This is a genomic window from Candidatus Limnocylindrus sp., from assembly GCF_040397235.1.
Lineage (GTDB): Bacteria > Chloroflexota > Limnocylindria > Limnocylindrales > Limnocylindraceae > Limnocylindrus.
Window position 1 is genome coordinate 16871 of sequence record NZ_JBBAWH010000004.1, and the last position, 15988, is coordinate 32858.

At 65.6% G+C, this 15988-nt stretch carries 14 protein-coding genes and 1 tRNA gene; 3 read left to right on the forward strand and 12 right to left on the reverse strand.

Translation table 11 applies throughout. The features are described 5' to 3' along the window. The first annotated feature begins 48 nt into the window (after window positions 1-48). Genes AC3LB0_RS04140 through AC3LB0_RS04150 form a run of 3 tightly spaced genes read left to right on the forward strand, consistent with a single transcriptional unit; the run spans window position 49 to window position 3010 of the window. Window positions 49-879, forward strand: coding sequence for an ABC transporter permease (locus AC3LB0_RS04140; RefSeq protein ID WP_488649904.1), 831 nt, complete (start codon window positions 49-51; stop codon window positions 877-879). Then, window positions 879-1673: an ABC transporter permease gene (locus AC3LB0_RS04145; protein ID WP_488649905.1), complete on the forward strand. Its 795-nt coding sequence runs from the start codon at window positions 879-881 to the stop codon at window positions 1671-1673. Before AC3LB0_RS04140 ends, AC3LB0_RS04145 begins: the two co-directional genes overlap by 1 nt. Beyond that, the gene (locus tag AC3LB0_RS04150) at window positions 1670-3010 is read left to right on the forward strand and encodes an aspartate aminotransferase family protein (protein WP_488649906.1); all 1341 of its coding nucleotides are present in this window, start codon (window positions 1670-1672) and stop codon (window positions 3008-3010) included. Before AC3LB0_RS04145 ends, AC3LB0_RS04150 begins: the two co-directional genes overlap by 4 nt. A 21-nt stretch (window positions 3011-3031) precedes the next feature. On the opposite strand, the gene AC3LB0_RS04155 is transcribed toward AC3LB0_RS04150, so the two are convergent. From AC3LB0_RS04155 to AC3LB0_RS04210, 12 genes are all read right to left on the reverse strand, one after another. After that, the gene (locus AC3LB0_RS04155; protein ID WP_488649907.1) at window positions 3032-4429 is read right to left on the reverse strand and encodes a class II fructose-bisphosphate aldolase; all 1398 of its coding nucleotides are present in this window, start codon (window positions 4427-4429) and stop codon (window positions 3032-3034) included. Between the two features lie 36 nt (window positions 4430-4465). Beyond that, window positions 4466-5197, reverse strand: coding sequence for a hypothetical protein (locus tag AC3LB0_RS04160; RefSeq protein ID WP_488649908.1), 732 nt, complete (start codon window positions 5195-5197; stop codon window positions 4466-4468). Continuing rightward, complete coding sequence (locus AC3LB0_RS04165; RefSeq protein WP_488649909.1) at window positions 5194-5853, reverse strand: MBL fold metallo-hydrolase; 660 nt, start codon at window positions 5851-5853, stop codon at window positions 5194-5196. Before AC3LB0_RS04165 ends, AC3LB0_RS04160 begins: the two co-directional genes overlap by 4 nt. 5 nt (window positions 5854-5858) lie before the next feature. Continuing rightward, a complete protein-coding gene (locus AC3LB0_RS04170; RefSeq protein ID WP_488649910.1) occupies window positions 5859-6440 on the reverse strand; it encodes a hypothetical protein in 582 nt (193 codons plus the stop codon). A gap of 2 nt (window positions 6441-6442) precedes the next feature. After that, a complete protein-coding gene (locus tag AC3LB0_RS04175) occupies window positions 6443-7660 on the reverse strand; it encodes a rhomboid family intramembrane serine protease (RefSeq protein ID WP_488649911.1) in 1218 nt (405 codons plus the stop codon). Window positions 7661-7682: 22 nt separating this feature from the next. After that, window positions 7683-8222, reverse strand: coding sequence for a PfkB family carbohydrate kinase (locus AC3LB0_RS04180; protein ID WP_488649912.1), 540 nt, complete (start codon window positions 8220-8222; stop codon window positions 7683-7685). A gap of 5 nt (window positions 8223-8227) precedes the next feature. After that, complete coding sequence (locus tag AC3LB0_RS04185) at window positions 8228-9613, reverse strand: M16 family metallopeptidase (RefSeq protein WP_488649913.1); 1386 nt, start codon at window positions 9611-9613, stop codon at window positions 8228-8230. Next, entirely contained in the window at window positions 9610-10899 is a 1290-nt protein-coding gene (locus AC3LB0_RS04190; RefSeq protein WP_488649914.1) for a M16 family metallopeptidase, read from the reverse strand. Before AC3LB0_RS04190 ends, AC3LB0_RS04185 begins: the two co-directional genes overlap by 4 nt. A 1-nt stretch (window position 10900) precedes the next feature. Beyond that, window positions 10901-11299 (reverse strand): hypothetical protein, encoded by a 399-nt coding sequence (locus AC3LB0_RS04195; RefSeq protein WP_488649915.1) that lies wholly within the window; start codon window positions 11297-11299, stop codon window positions 10901-10903. A 4-nt stretch (window positions 11300-11303) separates the two neighbouring features. Beyond that, on the reverse strand, window positions 11304-14621 hold the full coding sequence (carB, locus tag AC3LB0_RS04200) for a carbamoyl-phosphate synthase large subunit (RefSeq protein WP_488649916.1): 3318 nt from the start codon (window positions 14619-14621) through the stop codon (window positions 11304-11306). Continuing rightward, a complete protein-coding gene (gene carA, locus AC3LB0_RS04205) occupies window positions 14618-15802 on the reverse strand; it encodes a glutamine-hydrolyzing carbamoyl-phosphate synthase small subunit (protein ID WP_488649917.1) in 1185 nt (394 codons plus the stop codon). The genes carB and carA overlap by 4 nt, the downstream gene beginning before the upstream one ends. Before the next feature lie 74 nt (window positions 15803-15876). Continuing rightward, window positions 15877-15951, reverse strand: a tRNA-Lys gene (locus AC3LB0_RS04210). Window positions 15952-15988 lie beyond the last annotated feature (37 nt).

A 15988-nucleotide genomic window follows, 5' to 3' on the forward strand; every position in this document is an offset into this window, starting at 1 on the left:
CCGACGGTGATCGCGTTTCTGCGTCGGCGGCCGGGGCTTCTGCCCCTGTTGCTGCTCGCGCCCGCGATCGCCTGGCTGGTGGCGTTCTACGTCTACCCAGCGCTCCAGATGCTGCAAGCCAGCCTCTGGAGCGGCACCCTTGAGACAGGGTTCGTCTTCTCGTGGGCGAACGCGGCAACCTACTCGACGGCGCTCGATCGCTACTCCGATCAGTTCCTGCGCTCGATCTTGTATGCGGCGGTGTCGACGGTGGTCTGCCTGGTCCTCGCCTTCCCGCTCGCATACACCATCGCCTATCGCGCGGGGCGGTTCCGCACCCTCCTGCTCTTCATAGTTATCGCACCATTCTTCACCTCGTTCCTCTTGCGCGTGCTCGCCTGGAAGACGGTGCTCGGCGACGATGGCTTCCTCTTGGGGCCGCTCAAGTCGATCGGCGCACTCCCTGAAGATTTTCGCATTCTTGCTACGCCGATTGCGGTGATTTTCGGCATCTCGTACAACTTCTTCCCCTTCATGGTGCTGCCGATCTACGTCTCACTAGAGAAGATCGACCGCCGACTGGTTGAGGCGGCGAAGGATCTGTATGCAGGTCCGGTCCGCGCCTTTCAGCGCATCACGCTTCCGCTCGCGCTCCCTGGCGTCTTCGCTGGCTCGCTGCTCGTCTTTATTCCCGCGATGGGCGACTTCGTGAACGCAGAGCTGCTCGGAAGCGTGCAGACCCGCCTCATCGGCAATGTGATCCAGAGTCGCTTCTTGGTGAACAACGACTACCCGACCGCCGCAGCGTTGAGCTTTATGTTGATGGCCGGCATCCTTGCCGCCGTCTTCATCTATGCCCGCGTCCTCGGCACCGACGAGCTTGAGTCGGGGATCGGCTAATGCTGCGTTGGCTCGGTCGCAACGCCCTTCGTGCCTATACCGGCCTGGCGCTGCTCTACCTGCTGCTGCCGATCTTTATCGTTGCCCTCTTTAGCTTCAACGACCCGGTGGGAAAGACGAACTACACCTGGGTCGGCTTCACCCTCAGCCACTGGACAAATCTCTTCGCGATTCCTGGTCTGCTCGATTCGGTTGTTGTCAGCATTCGCATTGCCTTCATCTCTACGCTTGCTGCGACAACGCTCGGCACGCTCGCTGCGCTGGCGCTGGTGCGCTATCAGTTCCGTGGGCGACCGGCGACCAGCCTCTTCATCTTCTTGCCACTCGCCACCCCTGAGATCATCCTCGGCGCATCGCTCCTCACCCTCTTCGTGGCGATCGGCCAGCCCCCCTTCTTCCCGCTCAATGAGTTCACGATCCTGATCGCGCACATAACCTTTAACATCAGTTACGTGATTGTCACCGTGCGCGCACGACTATCTGGATTTGATCGCCGACTGGAGGAGGCGTCGGCCGACCTCGGCGCCGATGGGTGGCAGACTTTCTGGCGCGTCACCTTCCCGCTAATCCTCCCTGGCATCGCCGCGGCGAGCCTCCTCGCCTTCAGCCTCTCCATCGATGACTTCGTGATCACCAACTTCACCGCAGGGCGAACGACCACCTTCCCGATGTTCGTCTGGGGCTCGGCGCGCGTTGGCGTACCGCCGCAGGTCAACGCTATTGGTACAATCTTCTTCGTTGTCGCGGTGAGCGCCGTGGCAATCGGCTCGTTCCTACAGCGGAGGCGCGCATGAGCAACGATCGCGGTCCAATTCCACCACACAGCGTGATCTCCTCCGTGTGGGGTCGTGCCGCCAACATTGACGTTGAGCGCGGTGAGGGCTCCTGGCTGATCGATCGCAACGGCGAGCGCTGGCTCGACTACACCTCGGGGATCGGCGTGGTGAACACGGGGCATGCACATCCAAAGGTTTCCGCCGCTATCGCCGAGCAGGCCACCAAGTTGATCCACGGCCAACAGAACATCGTCTTCCATGAGCCTGGGCTGCGACTGCACGAACGCCTCAGCAAGGTGCTTGACGGTGGGCCGTGGGGCGTCTTCCTCTCGAACTCAGGAGCCGAGGCGGTCGAGGCGGCGGTGAAGCTAGCGCGACGCGCCACCAAGCGTCGCGTGATCCTCACCTTCCGCGGCGGCTATCACGGTCGCACCGCGCAGACGATGGCGATGACCACGGCGAAGAACGTCTACCGCGGCCACTTTGAGCCACTCCCCGGTTCGGTCTACAGCACCGCATTCCCATCCTGCTTCCGCGCGCCAGTAGCGGCACGCGATCATGCCGTTGCCGGTGCCCCAGGCGCCTGCGCTGGGTGCAGCTGCCGCTGGGAGGAGGAGTGGGATCTCACGCTACACACCCTCGCCAGCGCCGAAGATGTTGCCGCCGTCATCGTTGAGCCGATCCTGGGCGAGGGGGGCTACGTTGTGCCGCCGGCCGGCTTCCTGCCGCGCCTACGCGAACTCACCCGCGAGCTCGGCATTCTGCTGATCGCCGACGAGGTGCAGACTGGCTACGGGCGTACCGGCAAGATGTTCGCCGTGCAGCACCAGAACGTTGAGCCCGACATCCTGGTGATGGCGAAGGGGATCGCCTCTGGTCTCCCCCTCTCGGGGATCATCGCGCGCAAGGAGCTCCTTGATACTTGGGAGCCTGGCACACACGGCGGCACCTACGGCGGCAACGTTGTTGCCTGCGCCGCCGCCCTCGCCACACTCGACGTTTTTGAAGAGGAGGGGCTCGTTGCGAATGCGGCCGCCCGCGGCACGCAGATGCTCGACGGCCTGCGCAAGATTGCCGCCGGTCGCCCTGGCATCGGCGACGTGCGCGGACTTGGCTTGATGATCGCCCTGGAGTTTGTGCAGCCTGGCGCTGGTGACGGCCGCACACCTGATCCTGCCGCAGTGAAGCGCGTCATCGCCGAGGCGAACAAGCGCAAGCTACTCCTGTTGACAGCTGGAACCTACGTCCAAGTGATTCGCATCATCCCGCCACTCGTCACCACGGCGGCCGAGATTGACCTCGCCCTAAAAATTCTGGAAGAGTCGCTCGACGCTGCTGGGGTAACTCGCAGCTAATTCGAGGCGGGGCTCCCCCGCCTAGCTCAGCAGATCGGCCGGTGCAGGTGGCAGCGGATCCGATGTCTCAGGTACGTAGCGCTCCACGAGCGCGCGTGAGCCACCAACCCCAAGCTGCGAGAAGAGTGACTGGAACTTCGCGCGCTGTGTCTCGAGAATCTCTGGCGTACCTGCCGCCTCCCAGAGCGCCTGCTTGAATGACCCAAGCGCCTTCTTCCGCGTGCGATACAGGAACTGTTCATCGGTGTCGCCAGGCTTCGCCTCATCGGCGGCGTTGGCGCGCAGCCACGCGGTGATCTCGGCACGCAGCGTGGCATCGAGTGCCGGGTGGTCGAGCAGGATGTTCTGGAATCCGGTGGCGAGGTGGATCTCTGCGGCGCCAACCTCGGGGAAGCGATGGAAGAGATCTTCGGGGAGTGTCGACGCACCGTGCTGCACCGCACCGGCGAGGCCGCGAGCGCGAGCCAATTCGCCGAGCTCCTTGAGTACGGTGAAGTCAAGGGCAACCTCAGCGACGCCGCCGCCTGGGAGCGGCACGCCGCCATGGCTCGTTCCGGTCTGTACCGAAACCTTGCGCAGGCCACGGGCTCCAGCGCTGCGACTGGCGAGGGCGACATCGAACTCGTCAAGATAGGCGGCCAGCTCTTCGGCGGTGGAGTTCTTGTTCCCCACCTCACCGATCTCGCCACCCATGCTGATCTCAATCCCAGCGGGCTCCAGTTCACGAACGAGGGCGACCGCCTCGGCGGTGCGCACGGCATTCACGCGCTGCTGCTCCTGCACCGTTGGCAGGGCGAGGTCAACGAGCGTGGAGGCGTCAATGTCGATGTTGCGATAGCCAGCGTCAACGGCGAGTCGGCAGGCACGTGCGATTTCGGCGGCGACCCCTTCAGGGTCGGTGGCGTACTTCTTGGCAACGAATTGGTAATGATCGCCCTGAATGAAGACTGGTCCGCGCCAGCCGGCGGCGATGGCGCCGCAGAGCACGCTCGTGGCGTAGTCGGCGGGGCGCTGGAAGGTGTAGGTCTGCTCAGAGCGCGCCAGCTCAAAGATGAGCGCTGCGCCGTCCATAGCGGCGGCGGTCTCTAGTGCGGCACGTGACATCTCGAAGACCTGGCTGCGCAAGTTCAGGGCAGGAACGGTGAGCCCCTCATATGCGCCGTTTGCTCGGGCGGCATAGAGCGGCGCGATGCTGGCGCTCTGGATCCCCGCAGCGGCCGCGGCGGCTCGAGCCAGCCACTGCGCCGCAGCAACGGTCGCCTCGTCGGTGGCGAAGGCGGCGGTCCAGGCGATCGTCGCAGCACCGCTCTGGCGCAGCTGCGCCGCATCAAGAATCTCAACGGCGCCCGCGGTCGTAACACGCAGCGAGGCGCTGAGAAGTTGGCGGAGGACTGCGGGTGAGGTGGCGATGCGACTCATGCAGGAATCGTAGCGCGAATTTGAACGCGCTTCCCTCTAGGGGGTGGCAAGCTCCCGCTCGCGCGCCGCCAGCTGGCTGCTGTACACGGCCTGCGTGACGCCGACCCGCACCGCGAGTTCTGGGAGCGCCGCCCAAGAGAAATCATCCCAGCCACCGCTGCCATCCCAGGTTGCGAGAAGCGCCGGCGGACGTCGTGCGCCCCCATCCAGCGCTGGTGCACGCAGCAGGTGTGCCGACTCCACGTGGCTCTGCGCCGTTGCGCCACTACCAAGCACGATCACGAGCCCAAGTCGATGCAGGTCATCTTCTGGCACGCGCAGGTTTGCGCCGCGCAGCAGGTCAAGCAGCTCAGCAAGGTCGTGGCCAGGTGCCGTGGCGATGAGAGGGAAGCCGCGAACGAGGGAGCGCACCACGGTCTTCGTGGTTGCTGCGCTCAAGCGCTCAATCAGTCCATGAGCAATGAGTCGTGTGGAGCGCGGACTGCGCGGCGCGCCGCCGGCACCTACAACGAGGCAGCCAACACCTGCGGGATCAGTGAGCCAGACGAAGGCCTCCTCGGGGGCGATCTTGATCTCGGCGCTCTCGGCACCTGCGGGGAGTGGCGAGGCCGCGGCAATTGCCTCGGCGAGTGCATCGCGGCGTTCAGCGGCGGCACTCCCCGTTACGACGATGGGGACACCCGCGTCGGCGAGGAGGGTGATCTGCGCCGCCAGTGTGGCGCTGAGCTCGCCACCAGCCACCAAGTTGCGCAGTGCCACGTGGCTCATGAGCGCGCCGCCGTCAACGTGTTCGTGCGAATTGAGGTGTCAATCCACGCCGATTCGGTGCCGATCATCGTCTCTCGCCCGTGCCCTGGAATTACCCGTGTCGCAGGGTCAAGCCCTCGCAGCCGCGAGAGTGAGTCGAGCATCGCCGCCGCGTCACCGCCGGGTAGGTCGGTCCTCCCCCACCCACCAAAGAAGAGGGTGTCGCCACTCAGCAGTAGGCCTGCGCTCGCATCAAACAGCGAGATCGACCCTTCGGTATGGCCTGGCGTGTGGAGCACCGTGAAGTTGATGCTACCCGCGGTGATTCGATCGCCATCGTTTAGGTCGCGCGTGGGCACGACCGGCGGGATCGGAAAGGGTGCGGCGAGCGGCTGCGGCTCGATGAGGCGATGGCGGTCGAGCGGGTGCACGCCGATCGGCAGCTCCTCGTGATGATGCGTTGCATGGTGCGCCGCCAGTGCCGCCATCTCCCCCATGTGGTCCCAGTGCCCGTGGGTGGCGAGCGCCAAGACCAAGCGCCAGCCGCGCTCGGCGAGCTGTGTGGTGAGAGCGGCGAGTGACGGGATCGCTGGGTCAACGACGATCGCCTCGCGGCGCTCAGGGTCGCCTACGAGCACCACATTGGTGCGCAGCGGCCCGATAGGGAGAACCTGCACCTCAATCATCGCTGCGGCCGTTTGATCGGCTGAAAGGCGCGCGAATCAAGTTCGGCGCGCAGCGTCTCCTCGTTCGCGGCAGAGAGCTGCACCAGACGTTCGAGCAGTGCAATGCGCCTCTCCGCCTCAACGGGATCAGGGGCTCCCTTTGTAATCGGCAACATGCCAGCCACGCCAACACGATTGAGGCCCCGCCCACCGAGCGACGCGGCGTAGCGCACCGCCCAGAGCAGGATCTCGACCGGCTCAGCCGCCTCGTCACTTGGGGCAGGAACGAGCGCGAGGATCAGGCCGCGATCTCCCGGCCAGGTTGCGGCGGCACGCCACGACTCTGGATCGCGAATGGGATTGATCACGAGGCTCTCAGCTGGAATCTTCAGCCACTCTTCGTGACTCATGCCCACCAGGTCTCCGCCGATTGGGAGCAGCGCGCGATGAACCCCCGTGAGTGCAGTCAGTCGTTCAGCGAGGTGCTCGCGCGATGCGGGATCGGCCGCCGTAAGCTCTGGGCACTTGACGAAGTGAATTGCAGCATTGGAGTCGGGCTCGCAAGCGAATGCCGCTGGATCGAGAAACGTTGCGAACACGCCTAGAACGGAAGGGTGTCGCGCCAGAGCGCGAGATCAAACCAGTTTGCAAAGAGAGCCAGAAGGAGGGCGCTCAACGCGAGTGTCACCAGCACTTCGCCACCACGCCATCCTGTGACGGTGGCGGTCCAACGTCGACGCATCGCCTCTACACGTGTTGGCTGAATCAGCACACCAAGGATCAGCCCTGTAACGAGTCCGCCAATGTGCGCGGAGTTATCAATACCACCGCCAATGAACCCGATGCCAAAGCCGAGCACGATGTTGATGAGCAGAAGGCCGCCGACGCGACCGAGCGCCTCGCGCATGCCGCGCTCAACGAGCGGCTTATGCGCCCACTCCGCGCCAAGGGCGATGCCAAAGAGCGCGAAGACGCCGCCAGAAGCACCAACTGAAGGGGCGTATGGGAACCAGATGGCACTTGCCAGTGATGCGCCGATCACCCCAATGAGATACCAGGAGAGCATTCGACGTGCGCCGTAGAGGCGATAGACCAGCTGCGCGGCAATGTCGAGTGCGATGACGTTGAATCCGAGATGGAGCGCCCACGACTGCCACTCTGGATTAATGCCACCGTGAACGAAGGCTACAGTGACGAGCCTCCATGGGCTGCTACTGAGGAAATCACCGCCGGAGCTCGTGATCTTCTCGAGCGCAAAGAGCTCGGCAAGTGCCGGATCAAACTTCGTCAGCACTGAGAGGACGATAGTGACGGCGACCAGCGCGCGCGGCACCCATGCACTGGCAGATACGCCACGGGCGCGGCGGAAGGCGGCCTGAGAGCGGAGTGAGGAGCCGCCCGTCTCTTTGGTGAGCCAGCCGATGCGCGAGGCGATCTCAGCGCGGGCGGCGCTCGTTGGGGCGCTCCCCTCTGCCTGGCGGTAGGTGGCAAGGGCGACGGGGAGTTCGCCGCGGCGGACCTCCTCCATGGCGCGACGGCGGAGGGCGAGGAAGCGCAGCTCTTGGTCTGCGGAGTTGGCGGCGATCTCGAGGTACTCCGCCGCCTCGTCGTCGCGCTCTAGTCGCAGCAGCGCCTCCGCGGCGCCATAGGCGGCGCGCTCAGCGAGGATGCGATCGTCGCTTGGCGTCGCCCCGGCAACGGCGGCGGCGAAGGCGAGAGCGGCACCCTCCGCGTCACCGCGGTCAAGGGCGTCCACGCCGAGCTCCATGCGGCTCGGTAGGTCGGTCGCTTCGGAGGGTTGGCGCAGCGCTTCACTCATCTGTTGCAGCGTACGCGATGCGCTACGAGGCGGCAGGCGACTCGCGATCAGGCAGGAGGAGCGCCACCAAGAGGTCGGTAACGGCGGCCGGATCGCCCGCTGGGCGCTCAACCTCCAGCGGCGGCGGGGTCTCGCCGCGCTCACCCGTCGGCACTCCTGCAGGGGTCGACCCTTCCGGCCTCGTCACAACGAGTCGTGCGCCAACATAGGCGCACGCTTCAAGCACGGTGGCAACGACCAAATCATCAACAGGATCAACCAAGAGGACTGCGTCGAAGCTTGTCAGATAGCGCAACGCCAACTGCAGGTCGGCGGCATCCATCTCGAGCGAACCCGCCCCATCAACAGCGGTCGCCAACGCGCCGTCACGAATGAGCGCCACGTGGCCGATCCCGGCCGCCGTAAGCTTCGTGATCACCGCCTCGCCCGCTGCGTCAACGCCGATCTTGCTCACCATCTCAACAGGTTCGCCGGCTGCGGCGAGGGCGAGTGCCGCGGTCGCGGCATAGCCACCAAGGCCGTAGGTTGCTCCCTCGGCCCGCGCGCTCACGGTGCCGATCACCACGATCATGCCGAGGCCGCGCCATCTGCTTCGACCTGCACGGTGAATCCTTCAGCCTCGATCGGCCCAGTGATTGCAGCAGCATCGCCAACGATGACGATCTGCTCCGCAGAGGCGGCCAACTCATCGGCGATCAGCGCAATCGCGGCGCGGTCGACGGCGGCGACTCGTTCACGGAAGTGGTCCGGCTCATCGGGCGAGAGCCCGAGCACCGTGAGCGCTGCGGCCATGCTGGCAACGGGCGTCGCAGTGCCGAAGCGAAGTGGGAAGGTGCCGCAGAGATAGTCACGCGCCTCGGTCAGCTCTTCGTCGGTTGGTGGTGCGCTCTGCATCGTGGCGAGCTGGCGTCGCGCCTCGGCGAGCGCAGGGGCGGTCACGCCCGTCTCCACCGCAGTCCCCGCCATGAATGGGCCTCGCCCGCGTCGCAAATCGAACCGCGCACCAGCACCGTAGGTGTAGCCCTTCTCTTCGCGCAGCACGCGATTGAGCCGCGAGCCGAAGAGTCCGCCAATGATCTCGGCGTAGACGAGTGCGGCGTGGTGGTTCGCGTCGAGTCGCGAGCGACCGATGCGGCCGATGCGGATCTCCGATTGCACAGAACCGGGTCGATCCAACACCTTCACGAGTGGCGCGGCACTTGTCGCGGAGGGAGCGGACGCCGCGCGATCTGGCTCGCCGCGGCCCCAGGTGCCCCCACCTGCGCTGATCTCACTGAGGCGGCTCGCCTCGATCAGCGCGAAGGTTGCATCAGCATCAATGTCACCAGCGAGCACTAGCGTTGGCGTGCCGGTGCGCAGGATCTCTTGGTGTCGCGCAACGACCTGGTCGCGCGTCAGGCTTGCGACGCCGTGGGCCGTTCCGGCGAAGGGTCGACTGTAGGCGGCCTCAGGTGCGTAGAGGGCCGCCGAGAGCGCATCAACGGCGCGGCTGCGTGGGCTTGCGTGCGCCTGCTTGATGGCGGCGAGTCGCAACGCCTTCAGTCGCTCCACGTCGGCTTCGGGGATGCGCGGGGTGAGTGCGATCTCCGCCATCAGGTCGACGACGCCAGCGAGGCGCGAGACCGGTGCCCCAGCGCCAACGGTGAGGCTCTCCCAGCCCGACTCAGCCCCGATAGAGGCGCCGAGCAACTCGCCAGCTTCAATGAGTCCGTCGGCGTCGTGGTGCTCTGTCCCCTCGGTGAGGAGGCGTGCCAGCAGAGCTGAGAGGCCCGACTCTTCTGGGCGCTCCCCTGCCGCGCCGCCGCCGAAGAGCAACTGAACGGAGGCGATTGGGCGTGATGGCATCGGCAGCAGGATCACGCGCATCCCTGCGCCGGTCACTTGCTCGATGGCACGTGGGAAGCGCCAGGTGCGTGGCGACCCTGGGCCTGGTCGCGCTGCGTTGTTGCTCATGACTTCTCCTCCGGTACGTACCAGAGCACGATGCGATTCTCCTTGGCGAAGAGCTTTGCCGCCGTCTGCACCTGGTCCGCGGTCACCGCAAGGGCAAGGTCGAGATCGCGATTGATGCGACCTGGATCATTCAGCAGGGTGGCGTACATGCCGACCGCATCGGCGAGCTCCTCTGGATCGGATCGCGCCAGCAGCTCTTCGGACTCGGTCAGCGCCTTCGCGCGCTCAAGCTCTGCCGCGGTTGGCCCCTCGGCGGCGAGACGCTCCAACTCTTCGACGAAGGCGCGCTCCACCGCCTCGTTCGAAGCACCAGGGCGCACGGTGGCGGCGCCAACGATGATCGATGCTCCGCCAACAAACGGGAGGAGTGAGAGGCTCATATCCTGCGCGACCTGCTCATCGCGAACGAGGCGTCGGTAGAGGCGACTCCCCTTCCCGCCAGCAAGGATCTGGGTGGCGATCTCAATCGCGGGGATCAGTGGCGCGCTCAGCACCGGAGCGCGGAAGGCGAAGTGCACGCGCGCCTCGGGAACCTTGTCGTGGATCGTCTTGCGGATCTCACCACCAAGCGGTGCGCTCAGCGCGAGGTCAGGGTGCGCCGGAAGTGCAGGGTTTGCAGGGATCGCGCCGAAATGTCGCTCCACGGCGGCGATGATCTCCTCTTCATCAATGTCGCCAACAACGGTGAGGACGGCATTGTTCGGTGCGTACCAGGTGGTGAAGAAGTCGCGCACATCCTCGAGCGAGGCGGCGTCAAGGTCTTCCATGGAGCCGATGGTGGGGTGATGGTACGGGTGCCCCTTCGGATACGCGAGCGCGAAGAGTTCAATGTAGGCGCTGCCGTACGGCTGGTTGTCGTAGCTGGATCGCTTCTCGTTCTTCACCACATCGCGCTGGTTGTCGAGGTTCGCCTGATCAAGCGCCGACAGGAGTGTGCCGAGTCGGTCGGCCTCCATCCAGAGGATCAGCTCCGCCCACTCCGCTGGCACGGTGGCGAAATAGTTGGTGCGATCGAGCCAGGTGGTGGCGTTCCCCTCTCCGCCGATTGATTCAACGAGGGTGAGGTGCTCCGCCTTGGTGACGTTCTCGGATCCTTGGAACATCAGGTGCTCAAAGAGGTGCGCGAATCCGGTGCGCCCGGCGCGTTCATCTTTTGAGCCGACGTGATACCAGATGTTGACGGCGGCGATCGGCGCGGTGCGATCAACGATCAGGAAGAGGCGCAAGCCGTTGGCGAGCCGATGTTCGCGAATCGGCAACGGCGGCGTCGCCGTGCGCGTCGTCATCCTAGTTCTGGATGGCGATTGGAAGTGCTAAGAAGAGGAGAGCGCCACCAACGCCGACGGCAAGACCTTGCGCTGCGATGATCAGTGCAGTTCGGCGATCGGCGGCGAGTGCGACCTGGTCACTCACGCGGCTCATCTCGCCAATCTTGCCGAGGTTAAAGGTGCCCGCCAGGCCATACGCCATGCAGAAGCGTCGCTGTGCCTGAATCCAGCCGATTGCTGCGCCAGTGAGCGGCAGTGCAACGAGGAGGCGCGCCGAGTCACCAGGGGCCGAACCGAATGCGACCAGCCCGACTGCAAGGCTGATGCTGGCGACGAGGCCCCCAACGGCAGCCTTGCGGCGGCGCGCGATCTCATCGGGTCCAATGTTGCAGGCGCCAGGGGCGTAGGTCAGTTCCACCTGCCTATCGTAGCCCGTGCACGCCGATCGGGTTCAGCGATACGCCCGACATGCTTGCCCGCACCGAGAGCGCCTCTGCCGACGCCACGGCGGTCTCCATAGCGGTGAGGCAGAGCACCCCGTACTCAACGGCGGCGAGGCGGATCTCAAGCGCGTCGCGCAGCGCACCCGTCGCCATCGACGGCGTGTTGACGACGAGGGCGACGGCGCCAGAGCGAATGAGGTCGGCAATCCCAGGCGCCCCATCGCGCCCCTGGTCGCCGAGCGGGTGCGCCGTGCCGGCAGTGATGCCGAGCCCTGCGAGGGCGGTGCGCGTGCCGGGCGTGGCGACCAGCTCGTAGCCGGCGGCGAGGAGTGGCGTGGCGAGGCGCGCCAGCAGGTGCTTGTCGCGGTCGGCGATGCTCAAGAGGGCGATGCGCTGAGGATCGCGCGGCGGCGGCGGCAGCAGGTTCGCTGCGATCAGCGCCTTGCCGAGCGCCTCCTCTGCTGTCAGGCCGAGTCCGATCACCTCGCCCGTCGACTGCATGAAGGGCCCGAGCGTTGGGTCGACGCCGCGGAGCTTCGCCGTGCTGAACGCTGGTGCCTTCACCGCCACACCGGTGGGGGCTGAGGCGATCCCCGATGCATAGCCCTTTGACGCCAGCGTGTCACCAAGTGCGATGTCAACGGCGAGCGGCACCATCGGGATCCCCGTCACCTTACTCATGAACGGCACGGTTCGGCTCGCGCGCGGATTCACCTCAATCAGGTAGATCCCTTTGTCGCGCACGATGAACTGCGCGTTGACGAGGCCGCGTACACCGATCTCGCGCACCAGGCGCATGAAGATTCCAGCGAGATCTTCTTGCTTCGCCGCTGAGAGGCGTTGTGGTGGATAGACGGCGATGGAGTCGCCTGAGTGCACGCCGGCGAGTTCGACGTGCTCTAAGAGGCCAGGGATCAGCACCGTCTCGCCATCGGTGACTGCGTCGATGTCGATCTCGATCCCCTCAAGGAAGCGATCGATGCGCAACGGCCGACCATCACCGATCTCGCCGATGCGGTCGAGCTGGCGCTCAAGATCCGGGAGCGAATAGGCGAAATCGATCGCGAGACCACCGATGACATACGACGGCCGAACGATCACCGGATAGCCGATGCGCTCCACCAGGTCGATCGCCTCTTGACGACTGCGCGCCAGGCCGCCCTCGGGCTGCAAGATGCCGAGACGATCGAGGAGCGCAGCAAAGCGCACGCGATCCTCGGTCTCATCGATCGCCTCGAGTGAGGCGCCGAGGAGTGGCACGCCCGCTGCGGCGAGTGGTGCCGCAAGATTGAGTGGCGTCTGCCCGCCGAACTGCACGAAGGCTGGGAGCGTCGTCTCCCCCTCGGGCGATTCGGCACGCACGATCTCCATGATGGACTCGGCGTCGAGCGGCTCAAAGTAGAGGCGCGTCGACGCGTCAAAGTCGGTTGAGACCGTTTCGGGATTACTGTTCACCATCACCGCCGACCAGCCCCGCTCCGTCAGCCGCTCAGCGGCGCGGACGGCGCAGTAGTCAAACTCAATCCCTTGCCCAATGCGCACTGGCCCTGAGCCAATCACCATCGCCGCCTTTCGCGGCACTGGCGGCGCCTCTGGCGGTGAGCCAGCTGCGGCGTAGGTTGAATAGAAGTAGGGCGTGGCGGCGGCGAACTCCGCGGCGCAGGTGTCGACCATCGCGTACCCGGGCGTTAAGCCGAGCTGCGAGCGGCGCTGGGCAATGCGCGGCTCCGACACGCCGCTCATCAGCGCAAGGTCGCGATCGCCGATTGCGGAACGCTTCGCCGTGGCGAGCAGTGAGACCGAGGCGGGATCTGGGCCGATCAGCGTCTGGCCCGCGGCGCGCACTCGGTGTTCAATGGCGATGAGACGCTCAAACTCCGCGAGGAACCAGCGCGTGATCCCCGTTGCGGCGTGAATCTGGTCGGCCGACACACCGCGGCGCATCGCTGCGAAGAGTCGCCAGAGTCGCGAGTCCGATGGCCGCAAGAAGTGGCGCAGCGCTGGCGCATCGTCCTTCGCGATGATCGGCGCGAGCTCCGCCTCCCACGAGGCCTCCTCCGCCGTTGGGCCGCTCCCCGACTGCTCCATCGAACGCAGGGCTTTGTTCAGTGCGGCACCAAAGGTGCGATCGATCGACATCACCTCGCCGGTCGCCTTCATCTGACTGCCGAGCAGGCGATCGGCGCCAGGGAACTTGTCGAATGGGAAGCGCGGCAGCTTCACCACGATGTAGTCGAGGGCGGGCTCGAAGGCGGCGACGGTGGTGCGCGTGACGGCGTTCGGGATCTCGCGCAGCGTGCGACCGATGGCGATCTGCGCCGCCACACGTGCGATCGGATACCCGGTCGCCTTGCTGGCCAGCGCCGAGCTGCGGCTGACGCGCGGGTTCACCTCAATCACCACGTACTCGGTGTAGTCGGGCGAGAGGGCGAGCTGCACGTTGCAGCCCCCCTCTACGCCGAGGGCGCGAATGATGTCGAGCGAGGCGGTCCGAAGGCGCTGGTGCACTGGGTCGGGCAGGGTCTGCACGGGGGCGACCACGATGCTGTCGCCCGTATGCACGCCGAGCGGATCCACGTTCTCCATGGAGCAGACGGCGATGCAGGTGTCCTCGGCGTCACGCATCACCTCGTATTCGATCTCCTGCCAGCCGACGAGGCAGCGCTCGATCATCACCTGGCGAATCGGGCTGGCGCGCAAGCCGCTCTGCACGCGCTCCCAGTACTCCTCCCCAGTGGCGACGATGCCGCCGCCCGTGCCGCCGAGGGTGAAGGCGGGGCGAATGATGGCGGGGAGACCGATCTGTGCGAGCGCCGCCGTTGCGGCCTTCATGCGCTCGTCGTCGCTGGCCCCCTGCACCATGGCGCTCGGTGCCGTCGGCTGACCGATGCGATCGCACATCTCGCGGAAGAGTTCACGATCCTCCGCCATCTTGATCGCAGAGAGCGGCGTGCCGAGGAGGCGAATCGGATGCCGCTTGAACACACCGGCATCGTCGAGTGCCACCGCCATGTTGAGTGCCGTCTGCCCGCCGAGCCCGGCGAGCAGCCCCTCAGGCTTCTCGCGTTCGATGATGCGTTCAATCACCTCAACGGTGAGTGGCTCTAAGTAGACGACATCGGCAACCGACGGGTCGGTCATGATCGTCGCCGGATTGGAGTTCACGAGAATGGTGCGGATCCCTTCGGCGCGCAGCGCGCGACACGCCTGCGTTCCTGCGTAGTCAAACTCCGCCGCCTGGCCAATCACCACTGGCCCTGAGCCGATGATCAGAACGCTTGCCGGTTTGGTACTCATCGCTCGCTCTGAGCGATCGCGGTCATGAAGCGATCAAACACTGGCGTCGCGTCAAGTGGGCCCGGCGAACCTTCGGGGTGATACTGCACCGTCTCAATCGGCAGCTCGCGGTGTCGCAGCCCCTCAACGGAGCCGTCGTTCAGGTTGATCTGGCTCACTTCAAATCCTGAGTCAATCGGGAGCGTGCCGCCAACCACCTCAACCTCATGGTTCTGCGCCGTTACGTAGACACGGCCACTCGGCAGGTCGCGCACCGGATGATTCGCGCCGTGATGCCCGAACGCGAGTCGCTTCGTCTCGGCACCAGCGGCGCGCGCCACAATCTGATGCCCGAGGCAGATGCCGAGCAGCGGTCGCCCCGTGGCGATGATCTCGCGCGCCAGCGCAACGGGCCCAGTGAGTCGCGCCGGGTCCCCAGGACCAGGCGAGAGCACGATGCCGACCGGCCCCCCATCCAAGAGGTCGTTGCTCAAGGTGTTGTGCGGGTGCACGCGCACGCGCAGGCCGCGTGATCGCAGCGCGCGAACGATATTGGACTTCAGTCCGAAGTCCACGACGACAACGAGCGGCTCGTTCGCGTCGCCATACGTCTCAACGCGCGTTGGTGAGACCTGAGCGACGAAGTCTTCGCTCTCCCACGGGGTGATCAGCTTGGTCGCGGCAACGGCGGCGTCGAAGTCGCTCTCCCACGGCGCAGAGATGCGCGCGCGCTGGGCGCCCGTATCGCGCAAGCGACGGGCAAGGCTGCGCGTCTCGACGCCAGCAATCGCTGGCACGTTATGCGCACGCAGCAGTGCGGCAAGTTGCGCGGCATCGTCACTGATCGCGGCGGTGGCGTGCGCAACCACGAGTCCGCGCAGCCATGGGCGGGCGCTCTGGTCGTCGGCGATCAGTCGGCCGTGGTTGCCGATGAGCGGATAGGTCATCAGCACGACTTGGCCGGCGTAGCTCGGGTCGGTGCAGATCTCTTGGTAGCCCGATTGGCTGGTGTTCATGACGAGGTCACCGCCCGATGCGATCGGCGCACCCCACGAGACGCCAGGGAAGACGCTGCCATCTTCGAGTGTGAGGAGGGCGGGCCCGTGATCGCCGATGCGCGCGTCAACAACAGAGGCAGATTCTGGGAGGGGAATAAGGGAGCGGCGATAGGGTGCGAGGCTTCGAATTGCGCGCTCGTTCACCTGTACTCCTCTCCGGCCTCACAGGGCCATCTGCGATCTCTCTGGATCGTCTCGAAAGGAACGCCAGTCTTCACTGGTGAGCCGGGTGGGATTCGAACCCACGACCTAGTGATTAAGAGTCACTTGCTCTACCGCTGAGCTACCGGCCCACGGCGGAGAATAGATGAGCGGGGCGTAGCGTGCTAC

Coding starts and splice junctions, on each gene's coding strand:
- AC3LB0_RS04145 (WP_488649905.1), top strand. CDS start 879: ATGCTGCGTTGGCTCGGTCGCAACGCCCTTCGTGCCTATACCGGCCTG.
- AC3LB0_RS04155 (WP_488649907.1), bottom strand. CDS start 4,429: ATGAGTCGCATCGCCACCTCACCCGCAGTCCTCCGCCAACTTCTCAGC.
- carB (WP_488649916.1), bottom strand. CDS start 14,621: ATGAGTACCAAACCGGCAAGCGTTCTGATCATCGGCTCAGGGCCAGTG.
- AC3LB0_RS04175 (WP_488649911.1), bottom strand. CDS start 7,660: ATGAGTGAAGCGCTGCGCCAACCCTCCGAAGCGACCGACCTACCGAGC.
- AC3LB0_RS04160 (WP_488649908.1), bottom strand. CDS start 5,197: ATGAGCCACGTGGCACTGCGCAACTTGGTGGCTGGTGGCGAGCTCAGC.
- AC3LB0_RS04150 (WP_488649906.1), top strand. CDS start 1,670: ATGAGCAACGATCGCGGTCCAATTCCACCACACAGCGTGATCTCCTCC.
- AC3LB0_RS04190 (WP_488649914.1), bottom strand. CDS start 10,899: ATGACGACGCGCACGGCGACGCCGCCGTTGCCGATTCGCGAACATCGG.
- AC3LB0_RS04185 (WP_488649913.1), bottom strand. CDS start 9,613: ATGAGCAACAACGCAGCGCGACCAGGCCCAGGGTCGCCACGCACCTGG.